This is a genomic window from Roseinatronobacter bogoriensis DSM 18756 (genome assembly GCF_004366635.1).
GTDB lineage: Bacteria > Pseudomonadota > Alphaproteobacteria > Rhodobacterales > Rhodobacteraceae > Roseinatronobacter > Roseinatronobacter bogoriensis.
Map to the genome: position 1 here is coordinate 19,601 of NZ_SORN01000013.1, position 25,737 is coordinate 45,337.

23 protein-coding genes are annotated in these 25,737 nt (G+C 55.4%); 9 read left to right on the forward strand and 14 right to left on the reverse strand.

The genetic code is table 11. The features are described from left to right. Positions 1-91 precede the first annotated feature (91 nt). Positions 92-1,351, forward strand: a complete 1,260-nt coding sequence (locus EV660_RS17250) for a tyrosine-type recombinase/integrase (protein WP_071480083.1) — start codon at positions 92-94, stop codon at positions 1,349-1,351. A gap of 14 nt (positions 1,352-1,365) precedes the next feature. On the opposite strand, the gene EV660_RS17255 is transcribed toward EV660_RS17250, so the two are convergent. After that, entirely contained in the window at positions 1,366-1,968 is a 603-nt protein-coding gene (locus EV660_RS17255) for a hypothetical protein (protein ID WP_071480084.1), read from the reverse strand. 178 nt (positions 1,969-2,146) lie between these two features. Here EV660_RS17255 and EV660_RS17260 point away from each other — a divergent pair, with 178 nt between their 5' ends. The 3 genes from EV660_RS17260 to EV660_RS19130 all read left to right on the forward strand — a co-directional run bounded on the left by EV660_RS17260 (position 2,147) and on the right by EV660_RS19130 (position 4,749). Continuing rightward, positions 2,147-3,139 carry a helix-turn-helix transcriptional regulator gene (locus EV660_RS17260; RefSeq protein ID WP_100319049.1) on the forward strand — a complete coding sequence of 331 codons (993 nt, stop codon included), beginning with the start codon at positions 2,147-2,149 and terminating at the stop codon, positions 3,137-3,139. A gap of 195 nt (positions 3,140-3,334) precedes the next feature. Beyond that, positions 3,335-4,174 carry a phosphoribosyltransferase gene (locus EV660_RS17265; protein WP_071480086.1) on the forward strand — a complete coding sequence of 280 codons (840 nt, stop codon included), beginning with the start codon at positions 3,335-3,337 and terminating at the stop codon, positions 4,172-4,174. Next, positions 4,171-4,749, forward strand: coding sequence for an AAA family ATPase (locus EV660_RS19130; RefSeq protein WP_369122185.1), 579 nt, complete (start codon positions 4,171-4,173; stop codon positions 4,747-4,749). The genes EV660_RS17265 and EV660_RS19130 overlap by 4 nt, the downstream gene beginning before the upstream one ends. Here EV660_RS19130 and EV660_RS17275 read toward each other — a convergent pair. The 10 genes from EV660_RS17275 to EV660_RS17320 form a co-directional block, all read right to left on the reverse strand. Beyond that, on the reverse strand, positions 4,726-5,412 hold the full coding sequence (locus EV660_RS17275; RefSeq protein ID WP_071480087.1) for a dTMP kinase: 687 nt from the start codon (positions 5,410-5,412) through the stop codon (positions 4,726-4,728). The genes EV660_RS19130 and EV660_RS17275 overlap by 24 nt on opposite strands. Further along, positions 5,409-5,870: a hypothetical protein gene (locus tag EV660_RS17280; RefSeq protein ID WP_071480088.1), complete on the reverse strand. Its 462-nt coding sequence runs from the start codon at positions 5,868-5,870 to the stop codon at positions 5,409-5,411. Before EV660_RS17280 ends, EV660_RS17275 begins: the two co-directional genes overlap by 4 nt. A gap of 1,419 nt (positions 5,871-7,289) precedes the next feature. Further along, positions 7,290-8,867 (reverse strand): reverse transcriptase domain-containing protein, encoded by a 1,578-nt coding sequence (locus EV660_RS17285; protein ID WP_071480089.1) that lies wholly within the window; start codon positions 8,865-8,867, stop codon positions 7,290-7,292. 400 nt (positions 8,868-9,267) lie between these two features. After that, on the reverse strand, positions 9,268-10,437 hold the full coding sequence (locus tag EV660_RS17290) for a hypothetical protein (RefSeq protein WP_071480090.1): 1,170 nt from the start codon (positions 10,435-10,437) through the stop codon (positions 9,268-9,270). A gap of 147 nt (positions 10,438-10,584) precedes the next feature. Next, entirely contained in the window at positions 10,585-10,791 is a 207-nt protein-coding gene (locus EV660_RS17295; RefSeq protein WP_071480091.1) for a helix-turn-helix domain-containing protein, read from the reverse strand. 224 nt (positions 10,792-11,015) lie between these two features. Beyond that, complete coding sequence (locus EV660_RS17300; protein ID WP_232727340.1) at positions 11,016-12,170, reverse strand: tyrosine-type recombinase/integrase; 1,155 nt, start codon at positions 12,168-12,170, stop codon at positions 11,016-11,018. A 183-nt stretch (positions 12,171-12,353) separates the two neighbouring features. Further along, on the reverse strand, positions 12,354-13,994 hold the full coding sequence (locus tag EV660_RS17305) for a recombinase family protein (RefSeq protein WP_071480092.1): 1,641 nt from the start codon (positions 13,992-13,994) through the stop codon (positions 12,354-12,356). Continuing rightward, positions 13,994-15,067 carry a tyrosine-type recombinase/integrase gene (locus EV660_RS17310; protein WP_071480093.1) on the reverse strand — a complete coding sequence of 358 codons (1,074 nt, stop codon included), beginning with the start codon at positions 15,065-15,067 and terminating at the stop codon, positions 13,994-13,996. Before EV660_RS17310 ends, EV660_RS17305 begins: the two co-directional genes overlap by 1 nt. After that, positions 15,064-16,827 carry a site-specific integrase gene (locus EV660_RS17315; RefSeq protein ID WP_168800337.1) on the reverse strand — a complete coding sequence of 588 codons (1,764 nt, stop codon included), beginning with the start codon at positions 16,825-16,827 and terminating at the stop codon, positions 15,064-15,066. Before EV660_RS17315 ends, EV660_RS17310 begins: the two co-directional genes overlap by 4 nt. Before the next feature lie 103 nt (positions 16,828-16,930). Further along, entirely contained in the window at positions 16,931-17,221 is a 291-nt protein-coding gene (locus EV660_RS17320; protein ID WP_232727339.1) for a helix-turn-helix domain-containing protein, read from the reverse strand. Positions 17,222-18,449: 1,228 nt separating this feature from the next. Here EV660_RS17320 and EV660_RS17325 point away from each other — a divergent pair. Next, a complete protein-coding gene (locus tag EV660_RS17325) occupies positions 18,450-18,686 on the forward strand; it encodes a hypothetical protein (RefSeq protein WP_134014105.1) in 237 nt (78 codons plus the stop codon). Between the two features lie 13 nt (positions 18,687-18,699). Here EV660_RS17325 and EV660_RS19040 read toward each other — a convergent pair whose 3' ends face one another. Both EV660_RS19040 and EV660_RS18730 read right to left on the reverse strand, forming a co-directional pair. Continuing rightward, a complete protein-coding gene (locus EV660_RS19040) occupies positions 18,700-18,972 on the reverse strand; it encodes a DDE-type integrase/transposase/recombinase (RefSeq protein ID WP_100319047.1) in 273 nt (90 codons plus the stop codon). Further along, positions 18,902-19,069: a hypothetical protein gene (locus EV660_RS18730; RefSeq protein ID WP_168800336.1), complete on the reverse strand. Its 168-nt coding sequence runs from the start codon at positions 19,067-19,069 to the stop codon at positions 18,902-18,904. Before EV660_RS18730 ends, EV660_RS19040 begins: the two co-directional genes overlap by 71 nt. A gap of 494 nt (positions 19,070-19,563) precedes the next feature. Between EV660_RS18730 and EV660_RS17335 the strand changes: the two genes are divergently transcribed. From EV660_RS17335 to EV660_RS17350, 4 genes are read left to right on the forward strand one after another with little or no spacing between them, the layout of a single operon-like run. After that, positions 19,564-20,127, forward strand: coding sequence for a Csu type fimbrial protein (locus EV660_RS17335; protein WP_198510651.1), 564 nt, complete (start codon positions 19,564-19,566; stop codon positions 20,125-20,127). Between the two features lie 14 nt (positions 20,128-20,141). Next, complete coding sequence (locus EV660_RS17340; protein ID WP_071480097.1) at positions 20,142-20,858, forward strand: fimbrial biogenesis chaperone; 717 nt, start codon at positions 20,142-20,144, stop codon at positions 20,856-20,858. A gap of 43 nt (positions 20,859-20,901) precedes the next feature. Beyond that, positions 20,902-23,217, forward strand: coding sequence for a fimbria/pilus outer membrane usher protein (locus EV660_RS17345; RefSeq protein WP_232727415.1), 2,316 nt, complete (start codon positions 20,902-20,904; stop codon positions 23,215-23,217). Further along, on the forward strand, positions 23,214-24,185 hold the full coding sequence (locus EV660_RS17350) for a Csu type fimbrial protein (RefSeq protein ID WP_071480099.1): 972 nt from the start codon (positions 23,214-23,216) through the stop codon (positions 24,183-24,185). Before EV660_RS17345 ends, EV660_RS17350 begins: the two co-directional genes overlap by 4 nt. Positions 24,186-24,676: 491 nt before the next feature. On the opposite strand, the gene EV660_RS17355 is transcribed toward EV660_RS17350, so the two are convergent. After that, the gene (locus tag EV660_RS17355) at positions 24,677-25,294 is read right to left on the reverse strand and encodes a helix-turn-helix transcriptional regulator (protein WP_071480100.1); all 618 of its coding nucleotides are present in this window, start codon (positions 25,292-25,294) and stop codon (positions 24,677-24,679) included. Positions 25,295-25,737 lie beyond the last annotated feature (443 nt).

A 25,737-nucleotide genomic window follows, 5' to 3' on the forward strand; every position in this document is an offset into this window, starting at 1 on the left:
CCGGTGACTGCCACCCTGCCGGATTGGCAATCAGATAGCCTTGATAGTGTCGCGAATCTACGCGTCATGGACAGGGAAAGGAGATGCGCCGATGCCCAAGCGAGTGCGATTGACCGAGAAAGTCCTGCGCGATGCCATTCCTGTCGAGGGACGCGATTACCAGATCTTTGATGATGACATTCGTGGCTTTGCCGCCTGCATCTATCGGGGTGGAGGGCGCGCTTTCACCTTCGACTACCGCTATGCAGGCCGCCAGCGCCGCATGACTTTCGCGCGCTGGCCGGAATGGTCAGTTGCGGCCGCGCGCGAGCGCGCGAGGGCATTGCGCCGCGATGTCGATCTGGGGCGTGACCCATTGGCCGAGCGTGACCTGATCCGCGAGGCTCCGCGCATGCAGGATCTGATTGATCGCTATCTCAGCGAACATGTGGTCCGCCTGGCTCCGGTCAGCGTGGCAGACCAGAAATCCATGATGGAGAAGATGATCGCGCCGCATTGGGGGCGCAAGCTCGTTACGGAGATCACCCGCTCCGATGTCGAGAAGCTACTGGCAAAGGTTGCAGAGGGTCGGGCAAGGCCGCACAAAACCAAACCCAATAACCGCGCGCGCAAGCTGCAGGGTGCAAAGCCCACACCCGTGCGCGCCAATCGCGTTGGCGAGGTGCTGCGCAAGATGTTCAATCTCGCCATCGACTGGGGCATGCGTGAGGACAACCCGGCCAATGGCTTCTATCGCCGCCCCGAGACCCCGCGCGAGCGCTTCCTGACAAAAGAAGAGATCAACCGCCTCGCTGCGGCACTGGACGCAGATGAGGATCAGCGTGCTGCAGGTATCATCCGCATTTGCATGCTCACGGGCGCGCGCGTAGGCGAAGTGCGCCAGGCGCGGTTTGAGCAGTTCGATCTGGAACAGGGCATCTGGACGAAGCCTGCAGCCACGACGAAACAGCGCAAGCTGCACCGCGTGCCGATTTCTGAGGATGTCGCGGCTATCGTGCGGCAGCGCAGGTTGCTGGTCCCGAAACGCAGCCCCTGGCTTTTTCCCGGTGACGTGCCGGGTCAGCCGGTGAAGGAAATCCGTCGCTTCTGGATGCGGGTGCAGAAGGCAGCACAGATCGAGGATGCCCGCATCCATGATCTGCGCCACACATTTGCATCGCTGCTTGTCAGCGGTGGGGCCTCGCTCGAAATGATCGGCAAGCTGCTGGGGCACACGCAAATGCAGACCACATTGCGCTATGCGCATCTCTATGATGCCCCATTGCGCGCAGGGCTCGATGCTGTCGCCAGCATGGTGCGCCCGAAGCTGACTGTGGTGCCGAAATCTGATGATGATCGCAAATCCGCATGACGCCGGGTTGCACGTCAGGATTTCATCTTTTTCTTCAGCTCCTGCCAGAGCGGGGTGATCCGACGCCGGATCGAGCGTTCGTCGGGCACATCATCCCCATTGGAGTTCAGGACAAACCATTCCTGCATTTCGGCCACCAGCGCGCTTTGCGATGCCGGCACGCCATGTTCGTGCAGGTGGAGGGCCAGCGCCTGCAGCATACCCTCCCAGTCATAGGGTGAGCTCGATCCGCCTGCGGCGACCAGACGGCGTAGAATAGTGTTCTGATCCTCAAAGCGGTAGACTTGTGCGCCAGCGAGCAGCAGATCCGCGATATAGACCTCGACGCCATCTTCTGGTGCTGTCACCAGGCGCCAGTCGGGGTGGTCGGGCGGGCGCATGCGTCCAAGCCGGATGGTCTTCGGGGCCGTGCAGCAGCGGCGAAACACGGGCAGGATGTCGAAAGGAGCGATGACCACTTCGCCGGCCATGATCTCGTCCCCGACGCGCACAGGCGGGATGCCGGTCACAATGTCGATCTTGCCTTTGACGGCCAGGCCCGCAATGTCGGCGATGGTGCATTCCCATCTGACAGCAACTTCCTCGATCGTGAAATACTCTCGCTGTGGTAGTGTCATTCCAGTCAGGTCCTTATTCCATGTCTTGACAGCCCCATGACCGCAGGGTCATGGGCGGGTGTTCTAGCCAAGTCTGCCGGGTGTTCGCGTTAAGATTGCGAATCGCTAAAATGACTCGTGCTATGGTTTATTATGGCTTACCCTCTATGGCAGGAACTGCCGTAGTTGGAGCGATTTCATGTCATTTGGAAAAAGTCTGGATTTGATGCGTCTGGCCGAGATGGCGGCCGGTCGGCGCAAGGGGATCTGCGTGAACGATATCGTGAATGAATTCGATGTCAATCTGCGCACTGCCCAGCGCATGATAAGGGGTCTGGAGCTGGCATTTCCCAGCCTGGAGCACACCGACGGCCCGGATCGGCGGCGCTACTGGAAGCTAACCGATCCGCGCTTCATCCACATGCAGGGGGTGCGCGACACAGAACTGGCCGCGCTCGACAAAAGCATTCGTCGCGCCATGGGGGAGGGGGCAGAGCAGGATGCGAAGGCGCTGGCTTCTCTGCGCGACCGATTGATGGCCGCTCTGCCATTGCGGCAGGTCGCGCGCACCGAAATGGATGCAGAATCCTTGCTGATGATGCAGGGCTATGCCTGCAGACCGGGACCGAGAGTGAAATCGCATCCGGAGATAATGGGGGCGATATCGCAGGCCCTGAAAATCCCCTGCACGATTAAGATCGTCTATCGCAGCGCCAGAGACAGTGAAGGGCGCGAGCGGGAGTTAGAGCCCTGCGGCGTCCTGCTGGGGATTCGCCCCTATCTGGTGGCGCGGGATCTGGGCAACGGGCGCGCATTGCGCCGCTACCGCATCGACCGGATCGAGAAAGCGGGCATAACCATGCAGGCCTTCAAGCGCGATCCGGATTTCGACCTGAAAGCCTACGCTGCGCAATCCTTCGGGTCATTCCACTCTGATGCTGAACACACCTGCATCATCTGGCGTTTCGCGCCCAGCGCGGCCGGGGCGGCGCGCGAATTTCTGTTTCATCCGACGCAGGAGCTGACAGATGAACCCGACGGCAGCCTGCGCGTCGAGTTTACTGCATCCGGCTGGGTCGAGATGGCCTGGCATCTCTACCAATGGGGCGATCAGGTCGAGGTGATCGCGCCGGAACCGCTGCGAGCGATGGTTGAAGGGTATCAGCGCGGGGATCTGGGGGTTGTGCCTTGATGTGGGCGGGAAGGTTATGAGCAACCTTGTCGGCTCTTGGCGGATGGTTGCGCCTAGACGCGTCATTTCTCAAAACGGCCGTTCAGCCAAGGCGCAGCGACGGGACAAAAGCCCAGAGCGGACTTCCTTGTCCTTCTACGTCTTCAAGCATAAGCTCCTCACGGAGTATTGTACAATGAATTGCAGGAACACCGCATGGAACCAGCGACCAGTTCGCCTCTAGCTTTGCCTTCACTCGATGGAGTCTTCGGCTGGATAGTCCTTACCGTGCTGGGCCTCGCGACAGTCCTTTTTGTATGTGACTCGGTGGGTTTTCTTCCACGCTGGCTACAGCGATACGTCTATCGGAACCGGTCGGCACAGACGATTGACGTTCTCAAAGAACTTGGGTTTGAGGTCGAAAAAGTAAAGCGCGAAAACCGGGCAGCTAAAGTTACCGAGCGGCGATCAGCGGATCAGTTGGAACTGGCGGCGAAGAGCCTGACAGGACCAATAACAATTCGAAAAAGGTTGATGGTGGGCCGTGTAGATGCAGTGGAGACAAACTCGTTTATCGACCTCATGGGAGCGTCGTGTGAGCCGACAAAGGCGATCCAAGCCGCTCAGCTACTTTCAAGCCACTGGAGAAACCTGATCGGAAGTGCGGGAACACAGGACATTCCAGATTTTGACTTTGTGGTAGCACCCAAGGCCGGTGCGCCATTTATCGCGTATGAGTTTGCGAAGCTACATCAGAAACCACTGGTGCTGCACAACGAGCAGCCAAAGTTTCAATCCGACGAACCGGAATTCGCAGCCGTCTTCGATGCCGCTGACAAACCAAAGGCCGGCGCAAGAGCCCTTATGGTCGACGACAGCACCACTGGTGGGCGCAAGGCGGTGAACACGATTCAGCACCTTCGGGGTGCTGGATATGCAGTCTCTGACTTTCTGGTTGTGTTTGAGCCGCTAACGAAGAAAGTGATCGGACGAAACGCAGCCGAGAGACTATCTATCATGGATGTGCGCCTACATTCGATCATCAAGACAGAGTGACTAGTTTGAAGATTCTCATTACAGGAGCCTACTCGACTGGAAAATCCACGCTCATAGCCGTTGTGTCCAAGAGCCTTGAGTCCAGTGGAATACCAGTTTTTGTCTTATCCGACTCATCGCGCGAGATTAATTTCCCTCTTAATCGAGAGCAGGGGCACGACACCACACTTTGGCTCTTGTCCTGGCAGATTTCAAAAGAGCGTTTGTCAAAGAGCCTTGGTGCAAGTTATCGGGTCGTTTTTTGTGACCGCGGAGTACCTGATATTCTCGCCCACGACCTCGAAGCGCGCCGCCGGGGCCAAGAGCTTCAGAGTGAAATCGCCCTACAAGCAGCGCTAAACTGGTGCTGCAGTTATGATTTATCTTTCTTGTCCACGATTGATGAAACGATACCAGTGCAGGAGGACGGAGTGCGAGTGGCTGATCCAAGTTACCGACGTCTGATGGGAGAATTCGCTGCGCAAACCGCTGCGTATCTCACAACTTGTCAGACGCTACCTTTGGCCCTTGAAGATCGGGTAACTTTTGTCAGGTCTCGAATACTTAGCGCGTTAGGATATAGCGAAGGCGCCTAGTTCTTCGACGCTTCGTTCAACTTCTGCACAGATTTCAGACGGGTTTCTTAGCGAGCCGAAACGCGAAACATCAATCACGGTCCATCTTGAGATCATAGCTTGATCCGCAATGTGTTCGTAGTTTTCCCTCAGCCGTGTCTGTAGAGTATCGTCAGCCTCGTGAACATCATGTTCAAGGCTCGTGTAGTCTCGTTTGGGTTTTCGACTGACAAGACTGCGCGCAGCAGCCACGTCCAGCCGAAGCAACACATTCAGATTTGGCCTCGGAAGCGAAAAAGTCTCGAGTTCCAAGTCCGCCACCCATTCCATCATCGTCGAGCGATCGGCTTTGGGCACCTTTGCCGCCTGATAGGCAACATTTGATGCCACATAGCGGTCGAAGATTACGAAGTCGTTCTCGTTAATGGCCTTAAGAATATCGTCGCGGTATTCAAAGCGATCCAAGGCATAGAGAACAGCGGCAACCTGAGCCGTGACGGGCCGCTTTGTTTCGCCGTTGAGAAACTGTTTGAGGGCTCCCCCGGCGAGGGTGTCACCATACCTCGGGAAATCAATTACCGCCACGCTCTTAGATTTCGAACGAAGTGATGCCGCTAACGCATTGGAAATGGTGTTCTTTCCTACTCCGTCTCCGCCTTCTATAGCAATAATGAAGGCCGTCACGAACAAAGCCTCCGAAGCTGCGGGTAGTTGATTGCTAAGTTTCGGACGAACTCATCGCTTACACCGAATCCCTGCGCGGTCGACGAAATCCACCTGTGCCGCTCGGACGAAGGCCAGTAGGCGATTTTATCCGAATGCGCTTGGACAAACGTCCAGAGATCTAGAATGGCGAGCATCGGCATACTTGCGGTCCCGGGCAAGCGGACCCCATCCGTCAAAATAAGCTTCAGGTTCTCAGTGTGCGCAACAACTGTCCCGCCGACAGGTGCCTCCTCGCGCCATTCATAACGAAGGCTCAGCTGCCCCACGCGGAACTCGCCATTCATTCTGCTTTCAGGTACCTTTCCGACCAGTCCAACTAGGACCACATACGCAAACTCATCTCTCGCGCCCGGGGACAGCTCAGTGAAGTGGTCAGCAATAGTTACGGAAGACGATGTAAGTTGATCGAGAAGCATGCAATCCCTCCGCGCCTAGCAATTGTTCTGATACAGGATAGCGCATCTGAATGCCAGTTACCAAGGCGTGTTCCATCGATAAAGGACATGCTAGGGTCCGCACCGAATGATTTCTGGTCTCTGGCATGATTCGGGCTCCGGAGCATGTGCCGGTGTGCGGTGTATGAGCGTCGACTTCCGGAGAAGTCCAGGTCTGGTCCGGTTGCCACTGCGGGCAGTCTGGCGATGAGACTTTCGGTGAAGTGAAGCGGGCGAGGGTTTCAAGCGACATTTAGCGGCGCGCCACTGTCCCTTCGTCTTTGCTTTCCAGCATGCCTGATTTCTTTGGGTCTGCCGATGCTCTGTCCGCGGCGCGATCGACAGGTAGCTTCGGATGGCCGGACGACGACGATCTACCGGCGGTTCCGGGCTAGATGTATCGGCGGCGCAAGGGATGCCGTCCGGAGCGCCATGCCGGCAAGCTGGGCAGGGCGTCGCTCTGTGAGCGACTCGCCAATGGTGGCTATCGCGATTGCCAGGGATGCAATGCCGCGATGTCAAAGTCGGCTGTCCGCCCGGTGCGTTGATGATCAGAGGTAAACTGAAGTCGAGATGGAAGACTTGTTGTGATGGTTCTTGGGAGGGCAGGGATGCTTGCAACATCAACGCCACATCAACCCGCGAGTGCGCGTTTGGCGTTGGGTTTGTTGTCGGATGTGCCCGAATTGCAGTGAATGTGAGGAAAGAAAATTCGTGAAATCAAAGGCATATCTGGTAAGTTCATGTTTTTAATAGACTATCGAAAACTCAAAGGGCTGGGCTCATAACCTGAAGGTCACAGGTTCAAATCCTGTCCCCGCAACCAAAACTTGCAATAAGATCAATGCCTTGCGCCCCGAGCTGTTCGGGGCCTTTTGCTGTCCTAAAAGCGTGTCCGCATGGTGTCCGCTTTTGACGCTAAAGAAATTCGGTGAACCAAGAGCAGGGCAGCGACAACAGCACGGCATGTCCAGCAACGCAGCGCCACGCCACCAAGCCCCACAGACACCACACAGCAGCCCGCACCTACCCTCGCTGCGCTCGGCGCGTCTATCGCGCGGGATGTCGGGCCGCCTCAAACGTAGCGCCCAGATCAAACCCCGAGGGGGGAAGCTCGCCGCCTCCCCCCTTCTCGATCCCCCCTATGGCACTGCCCGATAGGAGCAAGGAAAAAAGGGGTAGGCACAAACGTAGCAACGAGCCCATACCGGACATTCATCATCAGGGTCGATGCTGCGATTGCAGCCTGCATTGCGGTTATTTTCTGAGAGTGCAAGATTGAGAACCATTTAGGGTGGCAACGCTGACCTTGCCGCTTTCGCCGCGCTTGCCCTGTGGTCATCCGATCACCGCAGCGTCGACGCACATATTGGGCAAATGCCGCTCAAGCGCTATCGGTGATCAGTAGTCGAAAGCGTCGAACAGCGATGAAACGTCGAATGAGGAGTCATATCCCGGTGCCTGCACGCCTTCCAATCCGAAGGTAAAGAAGTGCTTCCTTGCAGCTCGCCAACCGCGAACCAAGCTCGGAAAGATCGCCTCAACATCCTCGGCAGTTTCATTTTCGTCGCGCCACGCGGATTGATCAAACCAAGTTCCAAGTATCAACTCTTCGTTGGATGGTGTTGGGCAGTTTCTACGATACCTGATTCTAAGAATACGCCTGCGCTCTACGCACGCGCGACGCACAATATTGACAACCCAACCATCTAAATCCTTCAAAACCTGAGGATCTTCGATAAGGCAATAAAAGCCCATCAGGCCGCGCATCGTTTTTAGCTTTCCTTTGTGGTATAAGAAATCTTGAATATCCTGTTCTCTTAGCCCGCCGTAAAAGCCGCGGCGAAGCTCATAAACTAGACCCAACAAGTCCCAATCGTATTTTCTCCGCCGGTTAGCGCGCTTCGTATTGAAGCCGTGTGATAGAGAGTTGATGAGATAGATGTTGATGAGGCGAGAAACCTTTTGTTGAAGTTTGCGCTTGGTCTTATCGGGCATGGTCAAGCCGGAATCCCTGAAACCGTAACCCAAGTAGGTGAAATCGTTTATCGTACGAATTTCGTGTGGATAGTCGGAGATAACCGCGATCCCCGGAGACTTTCGTCGATTGATGATTAGTCCGCTATCCGAGCAATGCCGATCAAAACAACGCTCTAAGCGTTGCGCTTCCTCATAGCTGCCACAGATGGCAACTACGTCGTCTGCAAATCTGACAAATTTGCCAGACTCTGCCGACAGCTTTCTGTCTAAGTCATGATTGGCAAGGTTCGCTAGAAACAGAGATGCAGAGGAACCCTGAGGCGTGCCTTTCACCTTTCTTTTGAAGGTAGATGTTCGATGGGCTTCCGAATTCCCTAAGCGATGGTGAAGGAATGCTTCAAAAACGTGGCGCTCATGAGGCGTGAGGCTTACTGTGGCGCGATCAGAAATTTTTCTTTTGAGATAGCTGGCGGGAATATTGTCAAAGTATTTCTCAAAATCAATTTGAACCGCAAATAGCTTGCCATCCTTGTCAAAGTCACGAAGTGCAAGGATTGCATCGAAAACGTTCTTGTCTGGATGATATGCGTAGGAATTTGGTGAAAGTCTCTTTTTGTTCCGGTTAAGCGTCCGGCGAAGTAAAACATTCGCTACTGCCGCGTCCGGTATCCCAAACGCAGTAACTTCGCGTTTTGACCCGTCTGGCTTCGGAAGTTCGAATAGCACTGCGGGTTCGGGATCGTAGTTCCTATCAAGGATCTTGTGCCAAATTGCAGTGGCGATGGCGTTCGCATTGCGCTTGCAATGTTTAGGATCGAAGTGGCGATGCAACGGTGTACGCGCTCTCGTGGCAGGAACACCTGCCACACCTCCAGTCCTCCGCTCAAATTTCTCTCTGTACTTTTCTTCTTTTTCCGCCTGCTTTCGATCTTTGTCGATTGCTTTTTTACCAAGGCGCTTGATTTCTAACTTTATCTCGTTCCGCATCAATTCATCCATGAAATGTCGGTGAGGCGCATAGAGTAAGGGGAAACGACGATTGTGAACCGTCGATACCGTCCAGTAGTTCTCTCAAACCACCGTCGCCAAATCAGTTTCCCGAAATGGACGTCATCGACCCCATAAGGGCCGGGTAGGTCGCGCCTCACCTAGGCTCCACGCCCTCCAATTATGTTGATCAAAAGCCGCGAGGTGAGTCAATCATAGATTGCGGATTCAAAAGTCAGGTGGCTCTTCAAGTTCGTTCGGGTCGAAAGTCGGTGATTGAATCAGTTCACACCTAAAGTGAACGTCCGCTCCCCGCCTTCTATGTCGGTCATGCAGCAATAGCGAAGGGTCAGCGCGTGAACGGCTCGAACGTCTGCAAGGTCCCGCATCGCAGCCTGTCAGTGCTGGTGCTTCATTCTTTCACCCTACCATACTTGGCCCGCGCTTGCGCCAGCCTTTCCCGCGTCTGGTCTGGCTTGCGTTGCCACGCGCGCATGATCTGATCTGCGCAGCCCATGGCATAAGCACCAAGCCGATCCTGTGACACGCCATTCAGGCCCGCGCGTGATATCAGACAACCTGCGATTTGCCTCATAAGCATTTCGTCGCGTTCCTCGCGCACCATCTCTGAAATAATTGACTGGTCAACCATACTGCCGAGGTCCGCCATGTCATCGGCCAAGGCATTGCGAACAAGCACCCAAAGCGGATGATTCGGCCAACGGGCGCGGTTGCTATCGCTCGCCGGCACAGTGAACCGCACTTGTCGAAGCGCTTCTTTCAGGATTTTGGGCAGGCGCTCGCGCAAGTCGCCCCAGGTCGAGACGCCATGTTTATCCTTGAGGTGCGATTTGCCCGCCCGGATTTCGATCCGCCAGACAGCACTGTGTGCACGGCGTTTCATGTCCAGCGGAGGCAATCCTTGCACGGCAAGAGCGTCATTCCAGATTGGCACCCAATATTCCTTGCGCGTCTTGATGACTTCAGCTCGTTTGTCATAGAGCACCACCTGACGACCGGGGCTTTTGCCGACCGTGATTGTTTCCACACGACCCGAGCGCCCATTGATCTGCAGGATATTATCACTGATTTCCTGCACGCCACTACGCGCGCTTGCCACAAAATGCCCGCGATCCGGGGCAAGGTCCGGGGCCAACACATCGCAGGCCACGTCAACGCGGCTAATGCTTTCGGTTCCGGGCTGATAGTCCAGCCCGAGCCTTGCAAGCGTGTCCTCGATATGCGCCCGCGTCTTGGCCAGCCCGTCCATGGCGAGGGGCAGGGCACGGCACGACACACGGACGCCCCATTCATCCTTGCGGCCAGTGGGTTTTTTGAAGAACCAGATTGCGCCAAAGGGACCGCCTGCGCCGCTGTCACAGCGAAACGCATAGCCGCCCTTAGCGCCAGTCGGCGCAACGGTCATCATCAGCCCGTTATGCTGGAAGTTGCCGGTCAGGCCGTTTTGTGCGCTATTCGCGGAGACTTCCTGCGCGAGCGCGAGTTTGCTTGCAAGGTCTTCATTGATGGTGAGAGGGTAAGAGATATCAAGGCCGTCAAAGCCTTTGCGGATCAAGATCATTCTGGATTACCTGTGAGACTGTATTTGTAGAGGGGGGTGTTACAAGGACCCCCCATGCGGGCGCTGCGCGCCCGCGCCGAACACGCGCGCCGCCTGCTACCTGACGGCAGCGGCGCGCCCGTCCGGCGCGTACACTGTTTGCGGGGATCATCGGCATCTTGGCGGTGTAGCTTGATGCGACAGGAACCATTCGGTCAGCGTGTCGCGATCAAAGAGAACCTGCTTGCCGCACTTTATGCGCGGTGGGCCGATCCCTTCAGCTTGCCAGCGGCTAAGCGTGCGCGGGCTGACGCGCAACAGCGCGGCAGCCTCGGCTTTCGTCATGAAACGTGGGTATTGAATGGAGTCCAGCATATCGGAACGCTCCCGTTGAAGGCGGGGGCCATACGACTGCGCGCATAAGCACCCACTGTTGCGAGGGGTGCTAACCGGACATGCGTTCTATTTTGCTATGTGGTTCGGTAGTGTCTGGTGCGGCCAAACGACCGCGGATGTGTTTGGTGTTTGTTTTGTGTTTGGTTTGCTTGGTTAGCCACACTACGAAAAAACGAATCCCGCAGAGTTGTCAAATGATATTGCTATCTTGTCCCTGAATGTCCCTCAATGTCCGCAACCGGCCCGTTTGCCTTGGCTTGGAACACGGATGCGCCCACCAGTTCAGCCGCTGCAAGCAATGGATCATCGAACAGATGCGCATAGCGCGCCGTGGTCTGGGTCTGGGTATGGCCGAGCATTGCGCCGATCACCGGCAAGGATTGGCCTTGCGATGCGGCGATGCTGGCGAAGGTATGGCGCAGATCATGCATGCGGGTTTTGCCAAGCCCTGCCGCTGCCGACACTGCCGCCCATGTTCGCTTGATATCGGTCAACGCTTTGCCGTCCGCTGACGCAAACACGAATTCGGACGAGCGGGGGCGGGAGTTGAGAAGGTCTGTCACCATGGATGACACCGGGACACGATGTTCGCGCCTTTGCTTTGTTGTGGCCGCTGGCTTGGTCCAGATGCGCAGAGAGGGGTCGAACTGGTCCCAACGCGCGCCAAGAGCTTCGCCACGACGACAGCCCGTAAGGAGCATGAATTTCAGGACATCGCAGGACGTGCGCTGCGGGTGAGTGTCCAGCGCGGCCAGCAGTCGGACAATCTCATCTTGCGAAAGATACCGCGCGCGCTTGTGTTCGGTGTTGCGCTCGATGCGGGCGGCAGGGTTGCGCTCGATCCAGCCCCAAGTGATTGCGAGATTGAACGTCCGGCGTACGACCTCAAGCACACGATTGGCCCGGACTGGACGATCCACCGAAATGGCACGGTGCAGCGCCTCACAATCTGAGAAGGTAACATCAGCCACTTTCTTTGCGCCCAGCCGGGGCAGAATGATTTTGTCAAACATCGAGCGGATATCAGCTGCCGAACGCGGGGCCAGCTTCGGCAGGTTCTGTCTGTCATATCGGGCGAACAGATCGCGGACCGTGGGCGCGTTGAATTCGGTTTCGCGCACTTCGAGCGGATCAATTCCATTGGCAATCTGCAACTTGAATTCTTCCGCGCGCTTCTTGGCCGCGAGCACAGTCCATTCCGGGTAGCTGCCGATTGTGATACGCCGTTCACGACCCTTGAAGTAGTAGTTGAGAATGAATGACCGCCGCCCCGCTGCCGTGATACGGACACCGAAGCCCGAAAGCTTGGCATCATAGGTGATCCGGTTGCCGCGCTCAGGGGCTTGAAGCTCACGCACCAGCTTGTCAGAAACGCGGACAGGTTCGGGCCGTGTCCGCGCTGTGTCCGCAGAGTTTTGTGATATGTCCGTCTTTGATCGTCCCGGCATGTCCTGCAACGTCCCCTGAAATATAAGCTACATCAGAATGTTACGCCGAAAATATCGCAAACTCAATCATTTACGCTAGCCGCAAGATAAGTCTCATAACCTGAAGGTCACAGGTTCAAATCCTGTCCCCGCAACCACCTTTACCGAACCCGCATCAACACCACGCAGCACACCCGGTTGCGACGTGTCGATCATCGCGCTCAATGCGCCATCCAGCGCTAGTGTCACATCCCCCGCATCATCAATATTGACCGTCACGGCTTCGATCAGTCCTCTGATTGTATCCACTGCTGCTGGCCGGATGGCCGGATCACGCAGGCTTTCTGCCAGCTGTTCAACTTTGCGCCGGTATAGCTCCGAGAGGTTGGGGTGCAGCCGGACAGGGGAGGGGGCCGGTTCCGCGAGGCTGGTCTCTATCTCTGCCAGTCGTCCTTCCAGTGCCAGAAGCTTGTCTTTCAGCCCCGTCGTGCGCAGCCCATCGGCAATGGCGTCATATAGCCCTTCCAGCTTGCGTTTGATCTGGCTTTGCTCAGAGACAAGGCGTGCGCGGTCATCACTCTGCTGGCCTTTGGCCGCATTCATCTCAAGGGTAAATTCTTTCACGAAGGCCGCCACAGCTTCGGGCTGCATCAGCTTGGTGCGCAGAAGGTCAAGCACAGCGGTTTCGAGAGCGTTGCGCTGGAATGACTTGCGCTGATCGCAGGTGCCCAGTTTGCGGGCATTGGAGCACGCCACATAATCCCGCCCGACAGAGGCAAAACCACCGCCGCAGCAGCCACAGGTCAACAGGCCTGTAAGCAGATGTTTGTGGCGGCGTTTTTCCCAAAAGCGCGTGGCCTTGATATTCTGGACACGGTCTGTGTCCGTGATCTCGCCTTGCCGCGTCTTCACCCGCTTCCAGAGCGTGTCATCGATGATGCGCAGTTCCGGCACATCAGTGATGATCCACTCTTCCTTCGGATTCTGGCGCGACACGCGGCGGCCTGTCTCCGGATCTTTGATGTAGCGCAGCCGGTTCCAGACCAGTTTGCCGATATAGAGTTCGTTGTTCAAAAGCCCGGTGCCGCGTTGCTGGTGGCCTCGTATGGCCGTATCCCGCCACAGCTTGCCGCGCGGGCCTGGGATGCGTTCGTCGTTCAGTCGTCGGGCGATGGCCTTTGGCGATTGGCCTTCTGCAAATTCCTTGAACACGCGCTGGATGATCTGCGCCTCAGAGGGGTTGATCTCGCGCTCGCCCGTGACCGGCATCCCGTCATCGCCCAGACGGCGCACAACCTTGTAGCCATAGCTGTTGCCGCCGCCCGAGCGGCCCGCTTCCACGCGTCCGCGCAGGCCCCGGCGGGTCTTGGCCGCGAGGTCTTTCAGAAATAGCTGGTTCATCGTGCCCTTCAGCCCGACATGCAGTTCCGAAATCTCACCCTCAGCCAATGTGACAATCGCGACGCCCGCAAAGCACAATCGCTTGTAGATCGCCGCCACATCCGCCTGATCCCGGCTCAGCCGGTCCAGCGCCTCGGTCAGCACGATGTCGAACTTGCCCGCTTGGGCTGCATCCAGCAGCGCTTGCAAGCCGGGGCGTACCATCGACGCCCCCGAAATGGCCCGGTCCTCAAACCGTGCAACCACATGCCAGCCTTCCCGCGCAGCACGCGCCATGCACAGGCGCTCCTGATCCTCAATCGATCCCTCGCTCTGAAGCGCCGAGGAAAACCGGGAATATATCGCAGCGCGCATTAGCGTCCTCCAGCGCAGGTATTCCGCGCAACTTTGCCAGCGTTCTTCTTCTTTTGCAAAAGCGCGTTGAAAGCGCGTCCTGCATCGAGTGTCGTTGCCTGAATATAATGCTTCTCCGCAGTCTCAAAGCCTGAATGTGCCAAGACCGGTCGGATCAGTTTGGAGGCGGCTGTGTTCTCGCGCGCGAGCGTTGTCGCGGCCGCATAGCGGAAGAAATGGGGCGGGATGCGTATCCCTGTTTGCTTTAGGGTCGTCTCGGCAATGCGCAAACGCAAAGTGCTTTTTTGCATCGGAGCGCCTTTCTTCTCTACCCACAGGCGGTCATGCATTTGCTTGCCCCGCGCCATCAAAAATGGCCGCGTCTCGGTCAGATACGTTCTGAACACCGTTGCCGCAGGTTCAGAAATATCTGCTTCCCATGGAACTCCGGTTTTGGTCATGTCTTCGGACAGGGCGACAGTGATGCTCTCTGCCTCAACATATACGGATGTTCCGATCGAAAGTTCGTGCAATGCGCGCAGCCGGATCGGCATAAGGGCCAATAGTGCGACCATGGTGCCATCGCGCTGCTTGAGGGCGCGCTGCAAGGCGTTCTGTGTTGCCTGTGATCGCCGCCCTGCAAGATCAAGCCCGGCCTTTAACAGAACGCGGCTGGACAGGATGCGGCCACGTTTGCGCTCGGGCGTGCCGCCTTTTGCCAGACGCTTGAGTGCGCCAAGAAGCCGCTTATGGCGTGACCAATCCAAATCGGGGGCTGCAGCAGTGACGACACGATACACCCCGTCTACAAACATCAGCTGTGTCATTTTGGCGGTATGATCCAGCGCGGCCAGCCACGCGCGCAACCGGTCGATCGTTGCGCGCTGCACTGGCGGTTCCAGCAGGGCTTCGGGATCGCTACGCCGCAACCATTCGAGCCAGCGGCCATAGCGTGTGGCCAAAGTTTCGCGGCTGGTTTCGCGCAGATGTGCCAGCGCACCGTGATCTTCAAATGGATTGCCTGACTGAATCAGTGTTGCCCAGAGCACCTGATCTGCCGCAGGCCATGCGTGAATTGGCATGACAAGGCTCATTTCTGTGGCTCTTTCTTCTGCGCGAGCAATGCGCCAAAAGCATCCATGGCGCTGCGCGTTTCGAGGCCGGAATACATGTTGATCGTGTGGCTGGACGTGGAATGTCCAAGTATGCGACGGGCAACCTCATATGCGCCGGGATTCTCGTCGAGCCATATCATGGCCGCAAGATGCCGGAACAGATGTGCATTCATTTCGATACCAGTCCCCACGCGTATCCGCTTCTTCAACCGCGCCGAGAGTGCATTACCAGTGATTGGTCCCATCCCGTCCCGTCTTGGGAACAGCCAGACTGTTCCTTTCGGGCACAGCAGGGGTGCGCGTGTTGCGAGATGCTGCTTCAGCATCTTGGCAACGTCTTTCGGCAGTTCCATCTCTATCGGCGTTTCTGTTTTGGTGTCGTCCTCGTTCATGACCAGAAATAAACGGCCATCGCCCATATTCTGCAGGTGCTGCTCAATATGGATGCTTGCGATATTCTTGATGCGCAGCGGGAAACAGAGCAGAATGGCCACTGCAAGAGCATCTTCGCGGGCCAAGGCGGCATAGTAAGGCTTGGTGTTGCCAGCTGGTTTGGCGAAGATTTTTTCTGGCATGACCAACAGGCGCTGGAGGGTTTTGTCGTCCTGCAAAACGCGCAACCGGTCGCGGTTCTTGCGTGTCATGCCCTTTTGCTTTGGCATTGAGACCCGCGCTGCGAGCTGTGCGAGCTGTTTGCGGACATCGTCACCAAGATCAAGCTTTGAGGCCAGATTGCGCAGGAGCGCTGCCGTTTCTGCGATAAGCTTGTTCTTCTCGTTGCCGTTGCGCTCAAACATGGCGCGCAGGCCGATTTCGGCGCGTTTGGGCTCACACAGGGCCGCGACGCTCGTAATCTCTTCGGGCGGAACTCCGGCCTCCAGAAGCTCGGAAGCAAAACGCTTGAGTTGGCGCGTATACGCGGTGATTGTGTGTGGTCGCAGAGGGCGCGTTGGCTCGCCATCCGCAAAGGGATCTGGCTGGGCCATACGCTGCATAAGAGCTGTCAAATCTGCCATGAAACCGGCAGGCAGATCTGCATCCGCGCGCTTATAGACCTTCTGCCGACGGGGTTTCTCCAGCGTGGTCTGCGGCCAGTTCTCAATCCGCGTGACCGCCAGATTCCATGCATTGATCGCATTGATCCATCCCACTTCCGGCGATTTCGAGATTTCGTTGGCTATGATGGCTTCAAGGAAGCTGTCTGCGTGCGCTTGTGTAACCTCCTGTGGTGCAACACCGACGCGGTTGAGGTAATGCACAAATCGGGGCAGAGCGAGTGAGAGGGTCTTGTCTTTTGAGGCCAGAACACGCTCCCACAAGGTCCGCCATGCGGGCGACAGGTCATCAATATGGCGATGACGGCGTTTCACGATGCCAAAATGCGCCATGGCCGAGCGCGCATCGCTGACCGCATTCTGCCAAGATTTTGGCGAAAGCCCCAAGGCAGCAGGTGCCACTTTAACAATGCGGGGCTGAAGCCATGTGGGGTCGGCGGGAACCTCGTCAGGCGCGCGGTTCAGGCCATTTGAGACCCGGCGCAAGCCTGAAACCATATCCCGTTTACGCGTCGCAGGAAGGGTTTCTTCTGTATCCAGTTCAGTGATCAAGTGCGAGAACATTGGGGTCTCGGGAAATACGAACGCAAATTCGGTTTGCTTGGGGTCAACATGCTTCATCGGGTTCTCCTCTATATGGTCATGGGTGGAATCGGGTAGACGGGCGTGGACAGTGGTGGACATTCGGGAAGATAATAGCATGAATAGTCAGAAATTAGCGGTATGGGCCTCTTCCCGAGAACTCGGTAACTAACTGACATATATAGACATTTATGGACATCTGAGGTCACTCCCGGTGGGCGCGACGGTAGGCCCGATGCGCCGCAGGATCGATGCGCACCAAGCGGCCACCGGGGCCTACGCGGATAACTTCCAGCAGGCCCGTTGCAATCGCGCGGCGCACCGTCTTCTCAGAGCAGTTGTCGAGTTCAGCGACCTCGCGGACAGAAAGTAATGGGCCAGAAGTTGTCTTTAGTGAGGGTAAAGAACTGCAGGCTTTATTTTTGCGTACCATTGTTGGTTTCCTGTGAAAGATTTGGTGGTTGAGCGAGAAATTCGCGTGCAGCTTGACGGCCAAGAAGCCTTGCAATGGCGCAAACTGCTGTGGATTGCGCCTCTTCGTTTGCCCGAATTATCCCGGTTTTTTCCGCTTCTGAACGAGGAGCTGAGGTCATGGTAGCGGACTGCACACAGCTGCTCTGGAAATGGGATGCGTTGAAAATGCAAAACTGGCCTCGTGGCCCCTCAACAGCAAAACCTCGACAGAGCCCGAGGGTCGGAGGATAGCTTTCGTGTTACTGCGCCGCCAAATTTTATGCGCATCGCAGTAAGCGTGTGGCGGAATAGAAGGTTGGCGCTTCTGTTCACGAAGCGCATCTAATGTGGACAGCACGAAGCCGAACAGGGTCGGCGATCCACTATCACTGTGCAGATAGCAGATACAGTAAAGACATGTAGCTTTACGCCATCCATACGGGGCTGCGGTATCTACTGCTGAGCTCGCGACTATTTTAGTCGCTTGCGACCTAAAGCGCGAGCGGCAGATGTAAGTTTGGCATGTGAACACGTGAAGGCCTCCATGATAAAGGCCTAGGCACTGATATTACATAAAGACATTTCCTCGCGTGTGGCGAAGATATACGGGTGTCTTTAAGCTGTTAGCCTAGGTCACATGGGGTGCCTCCTTTCAATGTGCGGCGAGTATAGGGGCGGAAAAGAAGAAGGAAAGGGTTATTTATTCGAGTGAATTACCGCCTACACTGGAAAATAATTAACTCATGCTTTGTGATGATCTGGCCAAATGTGCTACAAACCTACCGGCGTGCAATGGTCCCCGAAATCGGGCATCGCGCGGATACGGATCAGAGCGAAGGGCCTTCCCCTGCATGTCGGGGGGAAGGAACGGGGGCCGGCTATTGTCTTGCTGTTTGAGCAATACATTGAACAGTTCTGTTTCAGAAGTTGGTATTGCCGATTTTGTTTGCTTTGCTTTTAAAAGCCCGACTAGCTTGGTGTTTCCTCGCGCTTTCAACAGGTGGTGCTAGATAGACATGGATAGGCGTCAATCGATCATCCTAAGCTTGCTTTCTGAGTATGTTCGCAGCCAGTCGCTGCGTCATTTGAGAGATCAACGCGCCTTGGCTAAGCTGTCGTCAGAGATGACCACTGCGCTTGACCGAGACAGCGCGCTATGGCGAAAATGGGAAGGGCCGCGTGATACCGTCTTATCTTCTGCCTTGGATTGCTGGATACCAAAGCCGGACCTCCTTGCCTTTTTGAACAGTCTGCCCGGGCCGCATCTTACCATGACTGACCTTGTACAGCGCATGCGGCACCTGATTGAGGTTGACTACATTGCTACGCCCGAACCGAAGCTGAAAGACGAGTGCTTGGAGATTTACCAAGCCGAGATCGCCGCAGGAACCGAAATGCCCGCTAGGCGCGCCGCAGACTTGATACATGCCGTGTTTACCCAGATATGTGGCAAGATCACCCGCGATATAACAGGGACCGGTATCTCTCAGAGGTCACAGTTTGTGTAGCACAGTGACGCGGTCACATCCCGATGCGGCAAGTGCGATGTCCAGCGCGTCGCTGACATCGCCCGCCCCATATTGGTGAAAAGCTCCAGCCGACAATGTAACGCGAGAAATCGTCCAGCACGGTGGACAGGTAGAACCAGCCCCAACCAGTCACTTTAAGATAGGTGAAGTCGGTCTGCCATATATGGTTTGATCGGGTGATCTTGTCCCTGAACTCATCGTTCGCGCTGGCCTTGAGCCGGTCGCGGGCACAGCCCTGGTCGTGTTTTGAGGATGCGGTTTTCAAGGGCTAGGTCGGTCACCACCGCCTTGAGGGCGAGCGTCTCGGCGCACAGGGCTTTGACATCCGTGCTGGTTACCTGGCTGATGGTGTCCACAGCCAAGCGTGTCTTCCCGGCCTCGAGAAATTCCTACGACCAGCTGAAATGCACGCTCTGGGCTATGCCCTCGTCGAGAAGGGCGGCCAAGACAATGCGAATCTTTTCTTCCGTACTGTGAATCTTACGCGTCGCGCGCCGGATGTCTTGGACGGCGTTTTCGGCCTCGGCATTCTTCGTCGCCATGGTTTGCCGCTACTATTGATCTTTTGGATCGATTGCTTGACGCTCAGAGCTTGCTCATCTTTGCTCTATGAACGCTACGATGATCCAAAAACCCTCTGTCCCAAAATTTGCTTATGTTGTCCCATGAGCGCTGACGTCAGACATAGGCCAAGTCAGGCATCCTGCATTAGTCTGCAGGCGCGTAAACAGAATAAGCTGCTGCGATCAAACGAAAGTTTGAGGCATAACATCTGTTGGATGTAAGAGGTTGCAAAAGATGTAATTAGCGTATAGGTTGTAATTTAACCGCATAGGTTGAAAAAATGTGCAGTTTCATGAGTACGCGGGCAGAAAATAGAAAGAAAAATTCTCGAGCGGAAAATGAGAAGGCAGGCAAAATGAAACGAGGAACTCTAACTCGGTTCGTTGGCATCTGGGGTATTTTTTTTATAACGCCCCCGAATGTCGCGGTTTCACAAACATCAACGGCAACCTTCGACGTCACGATCGAAATCGTGGCAGAGTGCGAAGTCACATCGACCCAGACACTCGATTTTGGCCCTGCGGGTGTATTGACTACCGAAATAGATGCAGCGTCCGATATAGAAGTAACATGTACTCCAGATGTTGCTTATTCTATTGGCCTGGATGAAGGTACTGGTGATGGCGCAACGACATCCGTGCGCAGAATGACTGGCGCAGGCGAGACGATAGATTACGGGCTTTTTCAGGATGCGGCCCGCAACGTGAATTGGGGTAATGCACCGCCGACCGACACAGTGTCAGCAACCGGAACGGGAAGCGCTCAAGTCTATACAGTGTATGGACGGGTACCGCCACAAGCCACCCCAAGCGAAGGCATCTACAGTGATACCATCACCGTAACCGTGACGTATTAGACAGAGGTCATGGCATGAAACGCATCGAAGCCGTCCTTTACTCGATTGTTTGTGTAGCTTTGTTGATCCCTGCGCTGGCCCGTGCCGATGGTTTGCGTGTCTCGCCAGTGACCTTGGCGGTCACTGCGCCTGGTGCTGCGACAACGCTGACACTACGAAATGACGGGCGCGACCTCAAGACAGTGCAGGCAAGGGTGTTTCGCTGGACCGAGCACAACGGTCGAGAGCGCATGGAAGTCACCAACGATGTTGTCGTTAGCCCTCCGATGACGCAGTTGCGACCAGGGGCAGAACAAACCTTGCGTGTTGTGCGCACGAGTACAGCGCCTGTAAGGGGCGAAGAAGCTTATCGCATATACATAGATGAAGTTCCCGACAGAACGCGGCTTCAGGCGGGGCAAGTGGCATTTGTAACCAGACTTCGGATACCCGCATTCTTCACCGACCCGCGAGCGACACCGCCGCAAGTTGGTTTTTCTCTGGTTCGAAGCGGTGGTACAACATTTCTTGAGGCGCGTAATACCGGGGATGTACGGTTGCGGCTTGGAAATGTTCGTTTAACACGGGGGAACAATGTCATCGTTCGCCGGGACGGTCTTATGGGCTATGCGCTGGGCAATTCAACGATGCGCTGGCCGGTGGGAGCGGCTTCGCAAATTGGAAATGCAAACGTAAACCTTGCTGCTAGCACGAGCTTAGGGACATTGAATGCCCCGGTCTCATCGCGATAGCCGGACAAAACGGGTACTGTGCTTCCTTGGCATCTCCTTGTTCGTGCAGACGGCTGCCACCGGTCTTGGCGCTGACGATTTGGCCCTGGAACAGGGGCGGATACTACATCTGGAAGTGTACCTAAACGGTTGGCCTTCTGGCTTTATCACCCGCTTTGTTGACCATAGGGATGGGCGCTTGCTGGCAGATGCCGAGGAGCTTCGGCGAACCGGTGTTAAACCGATTGTTGCCGGAAGGCGGGGGCGCGGGGATATACGGGTAGATCTAATTGAGAACCTGACGTTCGAACTTGATGAACTCGCACAGGCTATTCATTTTACCGCTGCGATGGAAAACTACGCACCGCGCGAGATAAATGCGTCGGAGCGTATTGATAACACTTTGTCTGATCAGACCGACACCGGCTTCGGCTTGGTTCTGAACTACTCTCTCGATACGGATTTGACGCGCAGTTCAGTGTTTTCTTATGGGATCGTGGGCAGTTTCGATACGCGAGTCTTCACACCTCTGGGGACGCTGAACCATAGCTTCACGCTGACATATCGTCAGGGTGAAACCTACCGATACCGGCGGTTGAATAGTTACTGGCGAACACCAATCCCCGGTCGGGCAACACAGCTTCAAATTGGGGATCTCTCGACGCGTGGACCGACGTGGGCGCGCTCTGTTCGGATGGGGGGGGTCGTACTTGAACGTAATTTCGAATTACGCCCTGATCTTGTGACTATAGCGTTGCCTAGTTACGAGGGCAGCGCAGAAGTCCCATCGACCGTTGATGTATATGCCGGTTCAATTCGCCGGTTCTCGACAAATGTGCCGTTTGGACCGTTCCAGTTAACAGATCTGCCATTTGCAACCGGCACTACCGATGCCGAAATAGTCCTGCGTGATGTCAGCGGACGCGAAACACGTGTGAACCAGCCGTTTTTCGTTTCGTCAGATTTGATGCGCCCTGGGGTTTTCGACTATTCGCTCGCGCTTGGTGTCCCGCGTCTGGGCATCGGCACGGCGACCGATCGCTACTATGGTGGTGTACATGGAGCCGGGACGCTACGTTTTGGACTAACGCCTGGCATTACGTTGCATGCTCATACTGAGTTCGGTAAAAACCTTAGAATGGCAGGGCTCGGCGGAACCTTCCGCCTGGGCACGATTGGAACTGCCAGCGCCAGCCTTGCGCATAGCAGATCGGATTTCGGGGCCGGTGTGATGGGCGAATTGTCCACATCTGTGGCGCTGGGTTCATATCGGGTGTCGGCGCGTGCGATGCGTAAGTCAGACGAGTTCTCCGATATCGCACGAAACACATCTGTTGCGTCGCCTCAGGGATTTGTCCCGCCAGCGCAAATTACGTCTCTGAACCAGATATCGGCATCCATGCCCGTGCTGGCAGACAGGGATGACGGCGGCAGCATTTTCTATGCGGACACACGACGCGCGGATGGTGAGCAGGATCGCAGCTTCGGGGCTACCTATTCGACCAGGGTCTTTGATAAAGGAACCCTCAACTTGTCGGCTATGGCAAGCTACGGCGCAACTTCGAATGCAGTATTTGGCGTTAGTTTTCATGTTCCGCTGGGTAAACACAGGAATGTCGGCACACGTTTGAACAGTCGGGACGGGCGAATGCTAGCATCTTCGTTTGTATCGGGAACGCCGGAAGATCGTGGCAGAGGTTGGCACTGGCGGGCGCAGGCAGAGAAGAATACCCACTCTGAATTTTCAGTCTCCGCGCGGCGTCAGACGCAATATGGCGCCATTGATATCGCATCCAGACAATCGGCCAAGCGACAGGCCGTAGGGGTCCGTGCGCGTGGCGCTGTGGTGTTTGCCGGGGGTGGCGTCTTCCTTTCCGAACGCATCGATGACGCATTCGTTGTGGTAAGTGCTGGGGCGCCGGGTGTCGACGTGCTGCATGAAAATCGTTGGATCGGGACAACAGGATCGTCGGGACGCATGCTTGTTCCTGGCTTGCGGTCCTATCAGCGGAACGCATTAGCAATTGATCCGACCTCGTTGCCGCTTGATGCAGATGTGCCCTATACGCGTGAAATTGTGCGGCCCGCACAGCGTAGCGGTGTGGTTCTAGATTTCGGGATCAATACAAATCCCGCGACTGCACTTGTTAATCTGGTCAGCCCACAAGGTGAACCGATTGAAGTGGGATTGGCCGCGACGCATGTTGAAACTGGCGAAAGCTACATCGTGGGCTACGACGGTCAGGTCTATCTGCGCGATTTGGAAAAGCATAACGAACTGGTTGTACATTTCCCGGATATGAGTACCTGTCGCGCCGCTTTCGATTTCACGCGCGAACCGGGCAATATCAATCAGATTAGCGGGGTGGTCTGCCAATGATTGCCAGATTGATCTGCAGCACAATCTGCGCTGTAGCAGCGATAGTTTTTGCTTCTACAGCGGCACATGCGCAAACCTGCTCGTTCAGCGCAACGGATATAAATTTTGGAACGGTTGATACATTGGGCAGCAATGCCACCGATGTATCCGGCACAATCACTGTCAACTGCTCAGCTTTATTAGGTTTATTGTCATCTATAAGCGGCAACATTAATATCGGAGAAGGAAGCGGTGGTGGCGATAGCGGTGCGCGTCAGATGACAAGTTCGTCAACCTCCACCAGCCTGAACTATCAACTGTACAAGGATGCTGCGCGGACTGTCGTGCTCGGTGGGGACAACTGGGTTAATGGTGAAAGCATTGACCTTTCCTCATTTAGTGTGCTGATCATTGGGGGCAGTGGCACCGCAAATGTTCCTTTCTACGGGCGCGTTTTCGGCGCTCAAGAAGGGGTTGCGCCCGGCAACTACCTGTCGAGCTTTTTTCGCGATCCGATAGATGTACGTGTGGCTTATCGAACATGCAACCTGCTGCTGATATGCACCAACCGCACCGCAACGCTCACATTTGATGTTTTGGCTCAAGTAGAGAAGAATTGTCTTGTCTCAGCAACTGATCTGGATTTTGGAACCGTCGGAGTTCTAAGCAGCCCGATCGATGCGGCAAGCCAAATCAGTGTAACCTGCACTGCGCAGACCGATTACCACATAGGACTTGATAATGGTTTGTATGGGATGGGGCCGCTGGATCGATATATGCGCAGCGCTGCGTCTGATGCTATCCGCTATGGCTTGTATCAGGATGCGTCGAGGAGCATCGCATGGGGAAGTCTCGCCGATGGCGCGGCACTTTCTGGCGCTGGCTCCGGCAATACGCAAACCTATCCCGTTTATGGTCGCGTGCCTTCACAGGATACACCCCCAAGCGGCACTTATGCGGACACAATTGTTGTGACGATCACCTACTAGTTGAAGCGGCGATACAACGATGTATTTTGCGATACGGCACGGAAGAAGTTAAGCTAGTGTTCGCCACCTGACAAATAGTTCCCGCGCCCTATGCGATGCTTTCATGAGAGGCGGCTATGCGGGGCTTTGCAGTTACAGCGGGCTTGGTACAAATCCGTGCACCGCAGGGCCGCAGTGCGGAGATCCTCCCTTCAATCTGTAGCGCTTTATGCTGGCCAAGTCCCTGAAAGATCAGGTCGTTGCACTGGCGTCAGCTCAATCGCCGTGCCGTGGGGGCGGCCCTTTGAGTCGCGGGGGCCGTCGGCCTTGACTCCGCGCTGGTCTAAGCCCGCACAGTCCCCGACACTCGTCACAGGGTATCTTGTGTCAGGTGGCGAACACTAGGAAGCTTCTGATCTAAGACATCCTTTATAGACAGTCCTGAGCAAAAACTTGGGGTAATCAAGCAGGGTAATCAAAATGGCCACCCTCACGTCGTCACGGTAAATGGGCTATTTTCTTACTCTTTTACGAAACAATTCAACATTCGGATGTGTTGTAACATTTGCTACATCTGCTTCGGGATTTGGCGCGGAAACATCCTTGAGGGAGCTATGACGGGGTGACACCTTATGGTTGATCTGCGTGGCCTTGGCGGCCTCACACACTTCATCCGTTATGAATGCCATCAGTTGGTATCTGTTTTCCAAGCCCGATTTTTGATATATGGATCCGAGTTGGGTTTTCACAGTTGATAGGACGCTGCCTCGAATGTCGGCGATTTCAGCATTTGAAAACCCTTTCACGACGAGAATAGCGACTTCCGTTTCTGCTTTTGACAACCCCCAATCCTTGGCATGTAACTCAACAAGGACTTCCTTTCCGGGTTCATTCTGGGTCGTGGAAAGTGTCTTGAATTTATCTTCTGGCACAATCAAGTGCCCAAAAAACTGCTGTAAAACAAAGAAAACAAAGCCAGTGAGGACAGCAAAAATCAGGTAGAGCAACAGCAACACTGGGCCGGTCCGCAGAAGCTCCTCCAAAAAGAACGTGGAGACAAGCGCTGTTTTCCCGAATGCAATGAGTAGTACAAGCGCTATTCCGATGTAAATTGATCTGATACTGTCCATGTGCTGTTCCTGTACTACGCCTGTTTCCGGGCCTCGATGGTTTTCTAGGTGTGTAAGCCTACCGCTGCCTGCCGTTAAAGTTAAGAAAAAACTCACCAAGTCAGGGGTATTTTGCAACCACAGGGTGTTTCTGGAGGGCGTGGTGCTCGTGGGCGGTTCCTCTTCGCTGAAGCAAGTTGTACAACTCGAAAGTGCCGTTCGGGCATGATGGACAAGTCACTCGCAATCCTGAGAATGTGCATTCACCGAGCCAAAATTTTTGTACGAGTAGAAAAGCATTGTCTGTCGGTCTTGAGAAATCTGTGTGTTATCCTGTTCGACCTTAAAGAATTTTGTTGAGTGTCAGTTAGCTTTGTCCTGCGTAATGTTTAAACCTGCCTGAGAGTTGCTCTGTGTTTGGCCAAGACGGGTCTGCTCTGACACGGCTCAAAGGACCTAGACCA